At 65.8% G+C, this 14,590-nt stretch carries 18 protein-coding genes and 1 pseudogene; 11 read left to right on the top strand and 8 right to left on the bottom strand.

The window, feature by feature from the left end; all coding sequences use genetic code 11:
- Position 1: 1 nt before the first annotated feature.
- Both phnH and phnG read right to left on the bottom strand, forming a co-directional pair.
- Positions 2–613 (bottom strand): phosphonate C-P lyase system protein PhnH, encoded by a 612-nt coding sequence (gene phnH, locus KW845_RS14435; RefSeq protein WP_218369895.1) that lies wholly within the window; start codon positions 611–613, stop codon positions 2–4.
- A gap of 122 nt (positions 614–735) precedes the next feature.
- Positions 736–1,206: a phosphonate C-P lyase system protein PhnG gene (phnG, locus tag KW845_RS14430; RefSeq protein WP_218369894.1), complete on the bottom strand. Its 471-nt coding sequence runs from the start codon at positions 1,204–1,206 to the stop codon at positions 736–738.
- A 178-nt stretch (positions 1,207–1,384) separates the two neighbouring features.
- On the opposite strand from phnG, the gene phnF reads away from it, so the two are divergent.
- The 8 genes from phnF to KW845_RS14390 all read left to right on the top strand — a co-directional run bounded on the left by phnF (position 1,385) and on the right by KW845_RS14390 (position 8,549).
- Entirely contained in the window at positions 1,385–2,110 is a 726-nt protein-coding gene (gene phnF / locus KW845_RS14425) for a phosphonate metabolism transcriptional regulator PhnF (RefSeq protein WP_218369893.1), read from the top strand.
- A gap of 81 nt (positions 2,111–2,191) precedes the next feature.
- On the top strand, positions 2,192–3,391 hold the full coding sequence (locus KW845_RS14420; RefSeq protein WP_218369892.1) for an alpha-D-ribose 1-methylphosphonate 5-triphosphate diphosphatase: 1,200 nt from the start codon (positions 2,192–2,194) through the stop codon (positions 3,389–3,391).
- 7 nt (positions 3,392–3,398) lie between these two features.
- Positions 3,399–4,133 carry a DUF1045 domain-containing protein gene (locus KW845_RS14415; protein WP_218369891.1) on the top strand — a complete coding sequence of 245 codons (735 nt, stop codon included), beginning with the start codon at positions 3,399–3,401 and terminating at the stop codon, positions 4,131–4,133.
- Complete coding sequence (gene phnN / locus KW845_RS14410) at positions 4,130–4,735, top strand: phosphonate metabolism protein/1,5-bisphosphokinase (PRPP-forming) PhnN (protein WP_255592608.1); 606 nt, start codon at positions 4,130–4,132, stop codon at positions 4,733–4,735. Before KW845_RS14415 ends, phnN begins: the two co-directional genes overlap by 4 nt.
- 100 nt (positions 4,736–4,835) lie before the next feature.
- On the top strand, positions 4,836–5,504 hold the full coding sequence (locus tag KW845_RS14405) for a GntR family transcriptional regulator (RefSeq protein WP_218369890.1): 669 nt from the start codon (positions 4,836–4,838) through the stop codon (positions 5,502–5,504).
- A 70-nt stretch (positions 5,505–5,574) separates the two neighbouring features.
- Positions 5,575–6,537: a tripartite tricarboxylate transporter substrate binding protein gene (locus tag KW845_RS14400; RefSeq protein WP_218369889.1), complete on the top strand. Its 963-nt coding sequence runs from the start codon at positions 5,575–5,577 to the stop codon at positions 6,535–6,537.
- A 33-nt stretch (positions 6,538–6,570) separates the two neighbouring features.
- Entirely contained in the window at positions 6,571–7,704 is a 1,134-nt protein-coding gene (locus tag KW845_RS14395) for a TauD/TfdA family dioxygenase (protein ID WP_218369888.1), read from the top strand.
- Positions 7,701–8,549 (top strand): fumarylacetoacetate hydrolase family protein, encoded by an 849-nt coding sequence (locus KW845_RS14390; protein WP_218369887.1) that lies wholly within the window; start codon positions 7,701–7,703, stop codon positions 8,547–8,549. The genes KW845_RS14395 and KW845_RS14390 overlap by 4 nt, the downstream gene beginning before the upstream one ends.
- A 67-nt stretch (positions 8,550–8,616) precedes the next feature.
- Here the strand turns inward: KW845_RS14390 and phnE are convergent, their stop codons facing one another.
- From phnE to phnC, 3 genes are all read right to left on the bottom strand, one after another.
- Complete coding sequence (gene phnE, locus KW845_RS14385; RefSeq protein ID WP_218369886.1) at positions 8,617–9,411, bottom strand: phosphonate ABC transporter, permease protein PhnE; 795 nt, start codon at positions 9,409–9,411, stop codon at positions 8,617–8,619.
- 67 nt (positions 9,412–9,478) lie between these two features.
- Positions 9,479–10,462: a phosphonate ABC transporter substrate-binding protein gene (gene phnD, locus KW845_RS14380; protein WP_218369885.1), complete on the bottom strand. Its 984-nt coding sequence runs from the start codon at positions 10,460–10,462 to the stop codon at positions 9,479–9,481.
- Positions 10,463–10,496: 34 nt separating this feature from the next.
- Positions 10,497–11,336 carry a phosphonate ABC transporter ATP-binding protein gene (phnC, locus tag KW845_RS14375; protein ID WP_218369884.1) on the bottom strand — a complete coding sequence of 280 codons (840 nt, stop codon included), beginning with the start codon at positions 11,334–11,336 and terminating at the stop codon, positions 10,497–10,499.
- 184 nt (positions 11,337–11,520) lie between these two features.
- Between phnC and KW845_RS14370 the strand changes: the two genes are divergently transcribed.
- Positions 11,521–11,928 carry a GFA family protein gene (locus tag KW845_RS14370; protein WP_218369883.1) on the top strand — a complete coding sequence of 136 codons (408 nt, stop codon included), beginning with the start codon at positions 11,521–11,523 and terminating at the stop codon, positions 11,926–11,928.
- A gap of 36 nt (positions 11,929–11,964) precedes the next feature.
- Here the strand turns inward: KW845_RS14370 and KW845_RS14365 are convergent.
- Positions 11,965–12,318, bottom strand: a pseudogene (locus KW845_RS14365) (YciI family protein); the annotation flags it as partial.
- A gap of 459 nt (positions 12,319–12,777) precedes the next feature.
- Between KW845_RS14365 and infA the strand changes: the two are divergent.
- Complete coding sequence (infA, locus tag KW845_RS14360; RefSeq protein WP_218369881.1) at positions 12,778–13,041, top strand: translation initiation factor IF-1; 264 nt, start codon at positions 12,778–12,780, stop codon at positions 13,039–13,041.
- A gap of 38 nt (positions 13,042–13,079) precedes the next feature.
- Positions 13,080–13,355 carry a hypothetical protein gene (locus KW845_RS14355; protein ID WP_255592607.1) on the top strand — a complete coding sequence of 92 codons (276 nt, stop codon included), beginning with the start codon at positions 13,080–13,082 and terminating at the stop codon, positions 13,353–13,355.
- Between the two features lie 21 nt (positions 13,356–13,376).
- Here KW845_RS14355 and KW845_RS14350 read toward each other — a convergent pair whose 3' ends face one another.
- Entirely contained in the window at positions 13,377–14,252 is an 876-nt protein-coding gene (locus KW845_RS14350) for a M23 family metallopeptidase (RefSeq protein WP_218369879.1), read from the bottom strand.
- The gene (locus KW845_RS14345) at positions 14,243–14,581 is read right to left on the bottom strand and encodes a hypothetical protein (protein ID WP_218369878.1); all 339 of its coding nucleotides are present in this window, start codon (positions 14,579–14,581) and stop codon (positions 14,243–14,245) included. Before KW845_RS14345 ends, KW845_RS14350 begins: the two co-directional genes overlap by 10 nt.
- Positions 14,582–14,590 lie beyond the last annotated feature (9 nt).

Below are 14,590 nucleotides of genomic sequence, written 5' to 3'. Positions count from 1 at the left end.
GTCAGCCCTCCGCGATAGTCGTGCGGGGCAACCCGCACAGCCGGTGGCCCTGGATCAGGAACACGTCCACGCCCAGGGGAAATAGGTGGTGGTTGGCCCGCCATTGCGTCCAGAACCCGTCGGGCAAGCCGGCCGCGTGCAGCACGCGCTGCGTGGCGATGCCGGGCCCGGCCAGCGTCACTGCGGCGCCCCTGTCCAGGGACTCGACTTCCAGCAATAGCGTGGTGGACGTATCCGGATACGAGGGGTCGCCGGGATGGCAACGGCTGAGTTCGGGTGCCGCATGACCAGCCGGCACCGCGGCAAAGCGCGCCTGCGAGGGGTCGTCCACCAGCGGGCAGCCGCAATGAAAGCGCAGGAAGTGGCGCACGGCTTCGGGCACGCCGGCAGGCAGCCATACCGGCGCGTCGACGTCGGCCAGCGCCAGCAGCATGGCCGTCATGCCGGGCGACAGGCCTGGCGGCACACCGCAATCGGCGGCGAGATCCTGGATGCTGCCCGGATGCGCCAAGGCTTGCAGCGCGGCGCGGAAGGTCTGCTGCGACTGCATTACCGCATCGGCAAACCCGGCCGCCGGCGGCACGTCGAATGGAGTTATCTGCCCAGGAATCATGTCAGTGCCTCATCGCGCGTGGCGCGGCCAGAGCGGGGACGCCGCGGAGCCGGCTTTGCCGGTCCGCCAGCGTCGCCCCCTTGAGGGGGAAGCGCGCAGCGCTTCGGGGGTGGGTTTTCATCTCAGTCTTCTCCCCGCACCATCGTGAAAAATTCGACTTGTGTCTGCGCGGCCACGCGCGCCTGATGCCGTGCGCGTTCGGCCTGCGCCTGCGCCAGGGGCGCAATCACACCGGCCTGGATGCGGTCATGCCACTCGTCGCGCTGCAGCAGCGCATCGAGCACGGCGGCATGCTCGGCGTGGCGCCGCGCGCGTCCGGGCACATAGCCCACGCCCATCGTGCCGCTTTCCAGCGTGACGGCACAGCGGGTAATGCTCATTTCACCCAGGTTGAACTGCGCGCCGGTGCCGCCGCTACGCGCCCGCACCATCGCCATGCCGCTTTCCGGCGGGCGCAACGCGCTGTGGGCCGGCAATGGCCCCAGGGCCTGTATTGCCTGGTCCAGCACGGCCGGCTCGGCCAGCGCCAGTACCCGCATCCACGCTGCGCGCCGGGCGTACGCATCGGTGCGATCAGAAGCTATAGTCTGCATGTATTCCTCTAAACGTCTAGACGACTAGATTTAGTAAACACACGGCCAGTAAAACATCGCGGCATGAAGCTTTCGTGACAGCGTGGCATTACGTCCCGCCTGCGCCACATCGGCGCGCGACTGGTGCACAATCATGGCCGTCTAACATGAAGATGCCATTACGGAACGGATTACCACCATGGTCGAAAGAGGATCGGGCGTCGCGGTTTGGCGGCAAATAGGCGAATTGCTGGCCGACGACATCCGCAACAAGCTCTATGCAGCGGGCGAGCAGTTGCCGCCCGAACCCGAACTGGCCGCCAAGTTCTCGGTGAACCGGCACACCATACGCCGCGCCATGGGCGAACTGGAACAAAGCGGCCTGGTGCGCATCGAACAGGGCCGCGGCACCTTCGTGCAAGAGCACGCCATCGATTACGCCATCGGCAAGCGCACGCGTTTTTCCGAGAACCTGCGCAGCCAGGGCATGCTGGGCTATATCGACGTACTCGGCAGCCAAAGCGTGCGTGCGGCGGAAATCGCCCGCCAGCTCGGCCTGAGCCGCTCGGCCGGGCTGTTGCGGGTGCAATCGCTAGGCAAGACCGAAAACCGCTGTGTCGACGTATCCGAACACTACCTGGACGAAAAGCGCTTTCCCGATTTCGCCGACAACCTGCGCAAGCTGCGTTCGATCTCGCGCACTTACGTGCACTACGGCATTGCCGACTACACGCGCAAGTGGTCGCGCATCACGGCCGCGCTGCCCACGCCGGAAGTGGCCCGCCTGCTCGGCCAGCCCAAGACCCGGCCCATCCTGAACGTGGAATCCCTGAACGTCGACCGCGACGGCGCCCCCCTGCAGTACAGCGTGACCCGCTTCGTGGGCGACTGGGTCCAGTTGGTGGTGGCCGACGAAAGCGCCTGAGCAGGCGTCCGAACCCACTCGGGCGGGCGTACGAAATCGTCTAGACATCCAGTTGTCATAGAGCACCGGTAAGGTGCCGGCATGAACCCCGATCCTTCTTCTCTTGCCACGCTGGCCGGCATTGCCGGGCGCCGCGTGTTGACGCCCGCCGGGCTGGCCGCCGGCCAGCTGGCTTTTCGCGATGGCCGTATCGGCGACGCCGGTACCGCGCCCACGCCAGGCGCCGCCTGGCTGGACGCCGGCGACCTGCTTGTGCTGCCAGGCATCATAGACCTGCATGGCGACGCTTTCGAGCGTGCCGTCATGCCGCGCCCGGGCGTGACCTTCCCCTACGACGCGGCCTTGCACGATGTCGATCGCCAGCTATTGGCCAACGGCATCACCACCGAGTTCCATGGCGTCACCCTGTCATGGGAAGGCGGCCTGCGCGGCGAGCCGTATGCCCAGCGCATGTTCGATGCGCTGGCCCGCATGCGCCAGGCGCTGGGCGCGCGGCATCATGTGCACCTGCGCTTCGAAACCCACCACGTGGGCGGGGTCGACATCGCCCAGCAATGGATACGTGCTGGCCAGGTGCAGTTCCTGGCCCTGAACGACCACCTGCCCTCGATGGCACGCCGCCTGGGCGATGACCGCAAACTGCTGCAGTATGCCGATCGCGCCGAGTGCGACCTGGATACGTTCCAGGCCCGCATCCGCCAGGCCATGGCGGCCGCCGACGATGTGGGCGACGCCATGCGCGAACTGACGCGCAGCGCGCGCGATGCCGGGCTGGCCGTTGCCTCGCACGACGACCCCGACGCATCGACCCGCCGCTATTACCACCAGTTGGGTTGCGGCGTGGCCGAATTCCCGCTGACGCCCGATGCGGCCCGCGTCGCGCGCGACCTGGGCAACGCCATCGTGTTCGGCGCGCCAAACGTCGTGCGGGGCGGCAGCCATACCAACGCGCCCAATGCCACCGAGATGGTGCGCGCCGGGCTATGCGACGTGCTGACCTCCGACTACTACTACCCTGCCCCGCTGGCGGCCGCATTGCGGCTGGCCGACCAGGGCATCGTGCCCCTGGCGCAGGCCTGGCGCCTGGTGTCGGCCAATCCGGCGCGCGCCGCCGGCCTGGCCGACCGCGGCACCCTGGCCGCGGGGCAGGCGGCCGATGCCATCGTGGTCGACGACAGCCTGCCCGGCGTGCCGCGCGTGTGCGCCGCGATTGTCGGCGGCGTGCTGCGGCATGCCACCCGCAGCTTCGAAACCCACCAAGCTCAGCGCATCGCCGCGTAGTGTCCTCATGTCGCAAGCCTATCGCTATGCACTGTACCTGGCGCCCGTAGGCGCCTGGCGCGAACTGGGCCAACGCTGGCTGGGCCGCTGCGCGGACACAGGCGCCACCCTGTTTCGCCCGGCGGGCACCGACGCCCGGCAAGATGCGTGGACCCAGGCGCCGCGCCGCTACGGCCTGCACGCCACGTTGAAGCCGCCGTTCCGCTTGCGCCCGGGCACCCGGGCGGCGGACCTGGACCAGGCCGTGCGCGCCCTGGCAAAGGGTCGTGACGCGTTCGGCATACCCCTGCGCCGCGAACCGTTGCGCGGCTTCCTGGCCTGGTGCATCGACGATGCGCGCGCATCGCGCCGCATGAATGCGCTGGCCGACGCGGCTGTCGCCGAACTGGACACCTTCCGCGCCCCGCCCTCGGCCTCCGAGCTGGCGCGCCGCGCACCCCGGTCGCTCAGCCCGGCACAGCGCCAGATGCTGGAACGCTGGGGCTACCCCTACGTCTTCGATACCTACACTTTCCATATCACCCTGACGGGCCAGCTCGATGCCAGCGGCCTGGCCGCGGCCGACACCCGGCTCGAGGCGCTGGGCAGTCCGGCATTGCAGGCGCCCATGCCGGTGCATGCAATCAGCCTGTACGTAGAACCGGAGGCCGGCGCCGACTTCATCGTGGCGCGCCACTATGGTTTCGACGGCACCTGCCGCGACGGCGCCGGCGCGCGTTTCGTGGCTGGCGGGGCATCATGAACATGGATATCGCACCCTGTGCCCCCAATGGCGTGCGGCCCGGACACGGCGACAAGCTGATATACCTGATGGGTGCGTCGGGCAGCGGCAAAGACACTTTGCTGCGGCACGTGCGCGCAAACCTGAAGCCGGACGAACCTGTGCTGGTCGCCCACCGCTACATCACCCGCCCCAGCGGCACCGACGAGGCGTCGGTATGTCTATCGGTGGCCGAGTTTGAACACCGTGCGGCCATGGGCTGCTTCGCTCTGCATTGGGCAAGCCATGGGTTGCGCTATGGGATCGGGGTCGAGATCGATGCCTGGCTCGCGGGCGGCGCGGTCGTCATCATCAATGGGTCCCGTGCTCACCTGGCCGCCGCTTATACGCGCTATCCCGGCCTGGCGGCCGTGGAGATCCGGGTTGCGCCCGAGGTGCTGGCCCGGCGCCTGGCCCACCGCGGCCGCGAGACACCGACACAGATCAGCGCCCGGCTGCAGCGCGCTTCGTGGTCTTTCGACCTGCCCGCCCAGCATCCCGTCACGCGCCTGGCCAATGACGGCCCTCCCGAAGGCGCTGCCCGGCAACTGCTGGCGGTAGTGCGGGACAGGCTGGCCGCCTGATACGCGGCCGGCTGCGCGATTTCCCACTGCGGGGATAGTTGACCAAGGGCCGATTGCCCCTCTAAAATGAATTCAATTTGAATTCATTTATGCACACCACATGGCACAGCAGACCGACCAGGTCCTCGACGGACCCGCACGGGCCTATCAGTTCATACGCGAACAAATCCTTACCCGCGCCTACTTGCCAGGACAGCGCCTGCGAGGCCAGGAAATCGCCCAGGCCATTGGCATCAGCCGCACGCCCATCCGTGAAGCGCTTGGGCTGTTAGAGGAAAACGGCCTGGTGCACAAGACAGACTGGGGGTTCGTGGTGCGGGCCCTGACGCTTGCCGACGTGGAAGACCTGTTCAAAGTTCGGGAAGTCCTGGAACTCGAGGCCGCCCGGGAAGCCCGGTTGCGCGTGGACGACGAATGGATAGGCGCGCTGCGGGCCATTCTGGAACGCGCGCAAGCACAGCTTGAAAGCGGCCACGGAATTGAATCGATCCGCACTTCGCGAGCCATCCATATGAGCATCGCCCAGCGATGCGGCAACAAGTACCTGCTGAAGATGCTCAAGAGCATCGACGACCAGGTGCAGATGGTGGGCGCGGCCCTCGTCCAGAAGTATCCGCAGCGTAGTGCTGAAGTCCTGGCGGAAAACCGCGCGATCGTGCAGGCGTTTGAACGCGGCGATGGCGCCGCCATCACCTCTGCCATCCGCTCGCATATCCGCAAGAGCCTGCGCCTGCACCTGTCGAACCGGGAAGGCCTGCTGTCGGGCTGATCCTGTTCGCATACGCCGCCCAAGAGCCGGCGATGCCGTTCCCGCATTACCAACCAAAGGAGAGAAAGACATGAAGTTCTTGCGACTGCTTGCGCTGGGCGCATTCTGTTTGTGCAATGCCGCCATGGCGGCGGGCTTTCCGGACAAGCCGATAAAGCTGGTCGTGCCCTTGGCGCCCGGCGGCTCGACCGACATGGTGGCGCGCATGCTCGGGGAAAAAATGGGCCAGGCGCTGGGCCAGCCCGTCATCATCGAGAACCGGGCAGGCGCGGGCGGCTCGATCGGATCGGACTACGTTGCCAAATCCGCGCCCGACGGCTATTCGCTGTTGATGGGCACCATCGGCACGCTAGCCGTCACGCCCAGCCTGTACAAGTCCCTGCCCTACGATTCCGATGCGGCTTTCGCCCCGATCTCGCTCACCACCGGCGCCCAATTCGTCTTGGTAGCCAATCCGGCCGTGCAGGCCAGAACAGTGGGCGAACTGATGCAGCTGATCAAGGACAACCCCGGCAAGCTCAACTACGGCTCGGCGGGCAATGGCAGCACGCCACACCTGGGCATGGAACTGCTGCAGCAAATGACCGGCACCCAGATCACGCATGTGCCGTACCGGGGCAGCGGCCCGATGATCTCGGCGCTGCTTGGAGGAGAAGTGCAGATCGGCATGCCGGATCTGCCGTCGGCGCTGCCGCACATCAAGGCCGGCAAGCTGGTGGCGCTGGGGGTCACCAGCACCCAGCGCGCCGCCACCGCGCCGGACATCCCCACCATGGATGAAAGCGGAGTCAAGGGCTTCGACGTGGTCTCGTGGCTGGGGATCCTTGCCCCCGCCGGCACCCCGCAAGCCATCATCGACACGCTCAACAAGGCCGCGACCGATGCGCTGCGAAGCACGGAAATGCGGAACCGGCTGGCCGAAAGCGATATCTCGGTCTACGCAACTCCCCCTGGTGAGTTCGCTGCTTACATCAAGTCCGAACGCAGCAAATGGGACCACATCGTCACGCTTTCCGGCGCGACGATCAATTGAACAGACGGCAACACGCCGCCGAGGAGAACCGTTATGAACAAAGCGATCACCATCCCCAGTCCACTGGCCTCGCCAGCAGTCCGGCAAGCCGCGTTGCGCCCGCGGCGCCTGAGCCCGGTCGATGACGAAAGCGCCTGGACCGCCGACACTTTTCGCTCGGATGACTGGATCCGGCATTTATCCGATACGCACTTGCGCGAGATCGACGGCGCCATCGCCAAGCTGGTGCGCCGCGGACGCGCCCTGGAAACGGTGACCCGGCACGATTTCGAAGCGCCGGCGTTCGCGACGTTCTTGCAGGAATTCATCCACCGCGACATCGGCCGCCGCGGCTTCGGCATGCTGCGGGGCTTTCCGTCGGATAAGTATTCCTGCGAGGAAATCGAAATGTTCTTCTGGGGCATGGGCACCCTGATGGGCAAGTGCGTGTCCCAGAATGCCGATGGCGATCGCCTGGGCCATGTACGCGATCAAGGGCGGGACTACGACGCCCTGAACGTGCGGGGCTACCAGACGCAGGCGCACCTGCCCTTTCATTGCGACCCGTCGGATGTGGTCGGCCTGTTCTGCCTGAACAAGGCACGCGCGGGCGGCCTGAGTTCGGTCGTGAGCGGCATCTCCATGTACAACGTGCTGCTGCGGGAAAAGCCGCAATACCTGGACCTGCTGTATCGCGGCTTTCTCTATGACCGCAGAGGCGAAGAAACCGAATACCAGGCCCCCATCAGCGACTTCGTGCCGGCGTACAGCTACCTGGACGGCGACCTCAGCATCCGCTATGTGCGCAAGTCGATGGAAACGGCCCAGCAGAAGCTTCAAGTACCGTTCACCGATGAAGAACGCGAGGTGCTGGACTATATGGAAGACCTGTCGCGCCGCGAAGACCTGGTCTATTCGATGATGCTCGAGCCCGGCGACATGCAGTTCTGCAACAACTATCTGGTGCTGCATTCGCGCACGCAGTACGAAGACCACGAAAAACCGGAAGACAAACGCCACATGCTGCGCCTTTGGGTGCAGATTCCCGATATTCGAAAGCTGGCGCCCGAGTTCATCGAGCTTCACGCCGGCAGCGGCTGGAGCCGCCGCGAAGGCATTCCCGCCCGCAACGCCCCCATGCCGATCCTGGCTGAAGCAGCCCGATCCCTGGAAGGAGCCACGACGTGAAGGTTGTGAGATACGGCGACCCAGGTCGCGAAAAACCCGGCGTGCTGGATGCGCGGGGAACCATCCGGGACCTCAGCGCGCATATTCCCGATATCAATGGGACAGTGCTCGCCTCGCAGGCATGGCAGTCATTGGCAGCGCTCGACATCGATGCGTTGCCGACCGTGCCGCCCGGCGTTCGCTACGGCCCTCCGGTGGGCCAAGTGGGCAAGATCGTCTGCGTGGGCCTGAACTATTCGGACCATGCGCAGGAGTCCGGCGCCCCCGTGCCGACCGAGCCCGTCTTGTTCATGAAGCCCGCCTCGAGCATTTGCGGGCCTTATGACAATGTGGAAATCCCGCGCGGCTCGACCAAGACCGACTGGGAAGTCGAACTGGGCCTGGTGATAGGCCGGCGCGCGAAATACGTCGAATCCGCTGACGCCCTGCAGTACCTGGCCGGCTACTGCATCGTCAACGACGTGTCCGAACGGGAATTCCAGCTTGAACGGCAGGGCCAGTGGGACAAGGGAAAAGGCCACGACACCTTTGCCCCGATCGGCCCGTGGCTGGTTACCCCCGGCGAGATTGCCGATGCGGGCCGGCTGTCGCTCTGGCTGGAAGTCAATGGCAAACGGTTCCAGGACGGCAGCACCGAAAACCTGGTTTTCGGCGTTGCCCACTTGATCTCGTATATTTCGCGCTTCATGACACTCGAGCCTGGCGACATTGTGTCTACCGGCACGCCGGCTGGCGTGGGGCTGGGACAGAAGCCGCCGCTTTACCTGAAACCCGGCGACGAGATGGTGCTGGGGATTGAAGGCCTGGGCAGCCAGCGGCAGCGGTGCGTGCCAGCCAGCGCCTAGTATTCCGGCGGCCGAATCGGGCCTCATCGGTGTCGGGCACGCAAGCATCCCGGCACCGATGCAGGCCCTAGATCAACGCGCGCCGAATCCGCGCCGACAGCAGGTCGATCACCACGACGAAGGCCACGATGATGATCATCACGGCGCAGGTCTCGGCGTATTGGAAGCTGCGGATGATCTCCCACAGCACCGTGCCGATACCGCCCGCGCCCACGATGCCCACCACCGAGGCCGAACGCACATTCGATTCGAACCGGTACAGCGAGAACGAGATCCACAGCGGCAGCACCTGCGGGATCACCCCGTAGACCACTTCTTCCACGGCGTTGGCCCCCGTGGCCCGCACACCTTCGACGGGCCGCGGGTCGATTGCCTCGACAGCCTCGGAGAACAGCTTGGCCAGCACCCCGGTGGTGTGCACCCACAGTGCCAGCACCCCGGCGAACGGCCCCAATCCCACCGCCACGATAAACAGCATGGCGAAGACCATTTCGTTGATGGCCCGGCAGGCGTCCATCAAGCGGCGCATCGGCTGGTATACCCAGGCCGGCACGATATTGGCCGAGCACAGCAGGCCGAACGGCACGGCCAGCGCAATCGCCAGGAACGTGCCCCAGATGGCGATCTGCACCGTCACCAGCATTTCGTCCAGGTACATGCGCCAGTCGCGGAAGTTCGGCGGGAAGAAATCAGCCGCGTAGGTAGCCATGTTGCCGGATTCGGTCACCAGGTCCCACGGGCGCATGTCGGCGCCGCGCCACGACAACATCAGCAACGCCAACACCACGCCCCACACCAGCAAGACCGGCAGGGAAGATCGCGCCGCGGCGGGATGGCGGGCAGGCGGAAGAACAGCGCTCATGGGGGAAAATCCGTGATGGGGCAGGGAAATACGCGCCGGCCCCCGGGATGCGGGCCGGCGCAGCGGCTTACTGCGGCTTGGCGGCCAGCTTGTCCAGCTCGGCCAACTGGCGGTCCAGCTCGGCCAGCTTCTGCTTCTTGTCGGCCTCACTCAGGGTGGTGTTGGTTTCCACGCCGATCTTCTGCTTGGCCAGTTCCATCTGGCGAATCGGCACCAGCTGGGCATTGCTGGAAGCGCGGAAGCCCTTGTAGGTCAGGCCGGCCAGGATTTTCTGCTGGCGTTCGGCGTCGGGGCCCGTGCCGTAGTTCACGAAGAACTCCTGGATGCGCTTCTTCGTTTCGGCCGGCACGTCGCCGCGCACCACCATCGGGTCGGCCGGGATCAGCGGCGACTTCCACAGGATGCGCACCGACTCGGCGGCGTCCTTGCCGGTATTGACGCGATAGCGTTCCAGCATTTCGGTATTGTTGATGGCCACGTCCACCTGCTTGTTGATCACCGACAGCAGGTTGCTTTCATGGTTCGAGGCGCGCACCGTCTTGAAGAACGTCTTGGGCTCGATGCGATGCGCGCCCCACAGGAAGTAGCCCGGCACCAGCGTGCCCGAGGTCGAATTGGGATCGCCCGCGCCGTAGCTCAGTTGCTTGCCGTTCTTCAGCACGTCTTCCAGCGTCTGCAGGTTGCTGTCTTTGTTGACCAGCAGCACCGACCAATAGCCGGGGTTGCCGTCCTTGTCGATCACCGAGGCGAACACTTCGCCCTGGGCGCGGTCCACGGCTTCCATGGCCGACTTGTTGCCGAACCAGCCCAGTTGCACCTTGTTGAAGCGCATGCCTTCGATGATGCCGGCGTAGTCGGAAGCGAAGAAGGGCTTGACCGGCACGCCCACGGCCTTGCTCAGGTCGTCGATCAGCGGCTGCCAGGCCTGCTTCAGGTTGGTGGACGACTCCGTGGAAATGATGCCGAAGTTCAGCGGCTTGCCGTCTTGCGCCCAAGCGGCGGAAGACAGCGCGGTGGCAACGGCCAGGGCACAAAAGGTTCTGCGTAGCATAAGAGGAAACTCCGTCAGGGAATGAGGTTGAAGCTCAAGCCGCGGCGGCCAGCGGCCGCGGTGCGATCAGGGGCGGCTGTATGGTGCGCACGCCGTCTTGCGGCAGCAATTCGGCGATATCGGCGCCATACAGGTCGCGCAGCATGGTCTCGGTCAGTTCGGCGGCGGGGCCGTCGTACACCACCCGGCCGTGGCGCAGGGCGACCACGCGCGGGCAGTAGCGCAGCGCCACATCGACCTGGTGCAGCGACACCACCACCGCCACTTTGCGGCTGCGGTTGATGTGCGCCAGCGTGTCCATCACACGGCGCGACGATTCCGGGTCCAGCGAGGCAATCGGTTCGTCGGCCAGGATTACCCGGGCGTTCTGCACCAGCGTGCGGGCGATGGCCGCGCGCTGCTGTTGCCCGCCCGACAGCGTCGAGGCGCGCTGAAATGCATAGTCGTCTATACCAACCTGGGCCAAGGCATCCAGCCCGACCTGGACTTCGGCGCGCCGGAAATAGCGCAGCATGCTGCGCCACAGCGGCACGCGCGGCAGCATGCCGGTCAGCACATTGGTGATGACCGGCAGGCGGCCCACCAGGTTGAATTGCTGGAATACAAAGCCGATGCCGGCGCGCGCCGAACGTACGCCCGCGCTGATGCGGCCATCGCGCTGGATGGCGTGGCCGTTGACCGTGACGCTGCTGCTGCCCGGGTCGCCCGCGATAAAGCCGGCCAGATGGCGCAGCAACGTCGATTTGCCCGAACCCGATGCGCCCAGCAGCGCCACCATTTCGCCCGGCGCCACCGTCAGACTGACATCGTCCAGCGCCTTCGCACCGGCGCGAAACGTCTTGCTGAGGCCGCGGACCTCGATTGCGTTGGTCATGATGGATCCCCTTGTCGAACCATGAGCCGCATTCTGTGGACCAGGGGTGACAGGGTGATGACCGGCGGGTTCCGCCCCACGCGCGGCGACCGGCGACGCCCGGATGTCCTGCAACGAAACCGTCATGAACCGGACGGGCGGCGCGCCGGTATATATTGGGGTTTTCGCTGACCCCGGAGCAGACATGCTGAGAGGTTCCTGCCTGTGCAGCCGCGTGGCCTACGAGATCTCGGGCCCGCTGACCCAGGCGTTGAATTGCCATTGCGCGATGTGCCGCAAGGCCCATGGCGCCGCCTTCCGTACGCGCGCCACCGTCCAGTCGAAAGATTTCTCCTGGACGCGCGGCGAAAACCAGGTCACCTGGTACAGCTCGTCACCCGGCAACTACCGGGGTTTCTGCGGCGCCTGCGGCACCCCCCTGCTGTCGCGCTTCGACCACGCGCCCGAAACCTACGGCCTGCCCCTGGGAGCCCTGGACGACAACCCCGGCATCAAGGCCGCCTGCCACGTGCATGTGGCCAACAAGGCCCCCTGGTACGACATTACCGACGACCTGCCGCAGTACCCGCACGCGGGGCCAGACCACCGGTAAGCCCGCCGGCGTGGCAGCCTTGCCAAGGGGTCAGGCGAAGTCGGAGGCCTCGTACAGCGGCCGGATCTCGATTTCGCTGGGCCCGGGCATGGGATTGGGGCACCGCCTCACCCATTGCACGGCTTCGTCCATATCTTTCACCTGCCATAGCCAGAAGCCCGCCACCAACTCGCGGGTTTCGGCGAACGGCCCGTCGGTGACATGGCGCTGCGTCCCATCGAAAGCCACCCGCTTGCCCTGGGACGAGGGGCGCAGGCCGTCGGCGTTGAGCATCACACCGGCCTTGACCAGGGCTTCGTTGTACTGACCCATCGCCTGCAGCAGTTCGGCCGTGGGCATGTCGCCCACCTCGCTCTCCTGCGTCGCCTTCACTATTACCATTACACGCATGGCCGTTCTCCCTGGGGTTCATGAAGAGGCCCGATCGGCCCTTCCTGTAGCCACGACGGGCGAATCTGGGCGAAATCGACACAAGATCCGGGCAAAAACCCCGAAATTCGGGAAAACCCTGGTCAACTATGCGCGATTGGAGTAATATCTTCAGTTGTTCCGTGCATAAGTTTTGCTCTATAAGCGTTTTGCTCTATAAGCACGGCCCTGCCTGCTTCTTCCGGTGTTGCGCCTAGCGTAACGCTGCGACCAAGCTGCGCCCAGCGCGCATATCGCCCCAGCGGCGTGAGTACCCGCCCCAGGTTCCGTCAGGTTCCCCGGCCGAGTACCCATACACCAGCCGGGACGTTTTACGTTCCACCGCTGGCCCAAGCCCGCTTGGGTCCCGCGCATGCCGCCTGCGGGCGGCGCGTGCGCCGTGCCACGGCGCACGGGCGCATCGACCAAGGAGATTCATACATGGCAAAAGAAGAACTGATCGAACTCGATGGCATCGTTGACGAAGTACTGCCCGACAGCCGCTACCGCGTCACCCTGGACAACGGCATCGAAGTGGGCGCCTACGCCTCCGGCCGTATCCGCAAGCACCGTATCCGCATCCTGGCTGGCGATCGCGTCACCCTGGAAATGTCGCCCTACGACCTGACCAAGGGTCGCATCAATTTCCGTCACAAAGACGAACGCGCGCCCAGCATGTCGCGCCCCCCGCAACGCCGCCGCTAAACGCCGCATGGCCTGGCGTGGCCCGTATGTCGCTTGTCATGGATACGATCGAATCGCCCCAGGCCGCTGCCCAGCGCGTCGCCCACGCCCAGCGTACCGTTGAACAGGGCGAAGAGGGTCTGCGCCTGCTGCAGCAATCGCGTGCGGCTTTCATCCATAGCCTGCGCGCCACCGGCCTGGCCTACGCCCAGGCCTGCATCAAGTACGACAACTGCCTGGACGAGCAGCGCCGCCTGCACCAGGAAGCCATACACGAACTGCAATTCGCCGAACGGCGCTACCAGCTCTTGGCACTATCGGCCACCGGCGCCTGACGCGCTCTCGCGCCATGGCGCTCAAGGGCGCGTGACCGCGCCGATGAAAATGGCGGGGTCCACCCGCGCATCGTTCAAGCTGACGTTCCAGTGCAAGTGCGGCCCGGTCGCGCGGCCCGTGCTGCCCACTTTGCCCACCACGGCGCCGCGCGCCACCTCGTCGCCCACCTTCACGTCCACGGCCGACAAATGGCAGAACATGCTGATGAAGCCCTGGCCGTGGTCGACGAACACCGTGTTGCCATTGAAGAAGAAATTGCCTACCACCACCACGCGGCCCGCCGCGGGCGCCTTGATCGGCGTACCGGCCGGCACGGCGAAATCCAGGCCGGAATGGGGGTTGCGTTCTTGCCCATTGAAAAAGCGGCGCAGGCCGAACGGGCTGGACAGGCGGCCATCGACGGGACGGTCGAGCATGACGTTGCTGGGGGTGACGCCCTCGCGAAAAGCGCGATACGCGGCCAGTTGCTCATCGAGTTCGCGTTCGATGCGCTTGAGGTCATCGGGGTTGGGCGTCACCTGCCGGCGGTTCTTCAGCTTGATGTGCTGAGCGGCGTATTCCTTGGTGCCCACCTGGAACGAGACCGGCGCAGCGCCCTGCACCTGCAGCGTATGGCTGCCGGGCGACGTGCCCAGCGCAATCCCCACCACGGCAATCCATTGCCCATCGCTGTCGCGAATGACCATGACCCGGCGACCGTCGTAACTGGCCTGGGGCGCCTGGCTGGCAGCGCCCAGCGCCACCACCGCCACGCCGCCGGGCACCGGCACGTCGAGCTTGCGGCTGATATAGCCTTGCGCGTGGGCCACCGCGCCAGCGCAGGCCGCGGCCAGCAAGGCAAGCTGCCCGGCCAGGCGGGCCAGCCGCGCACGCAGGGGTCGCCGGTTTACATGCACAGGTTGGCGGCCTCTGCCAGCGCGGTGCTGTAGCGCGCAATGCGCGTGGACAGGCGCACGTCGGTCTTGCCTTTCCAGGTCGTGGCGGTCAGCACGGCTTCGACGCCCATCGTGCCCGGCACGATCAGTTCATAGCCGTTGCGCACCGACTGCCGCTGGGCGGTCGTGCCCGTGCCTTGCCAGGCCGAGTCCACGCAGTTGACGTATTGCTCGGCGGTACGCGCCGTAGAGCCGAAGAACACCGGCTCGCGCTCGCGTATATCTTTGACGTTGGCGCAACCCGCCAGCACGCCGGCCAGGGCCAGCGCCACGATGCATCGCAAATTCATGTAGGAATT

The sequence above is a fragment of the Bordetella sp. BOR01 genome, assembly GCF_019218885.1.
In the GTDB taxonomy this organism is placed as follows: domain Bacteria; phylum Pseudomonadota; class Gammaproteobacteria; order Burkholderiales; family Burkholderiaceae_B; genus Bordetella_A.
This window is presented reverse-complemented; position numbering and strand designations above follow the sequence as displayed.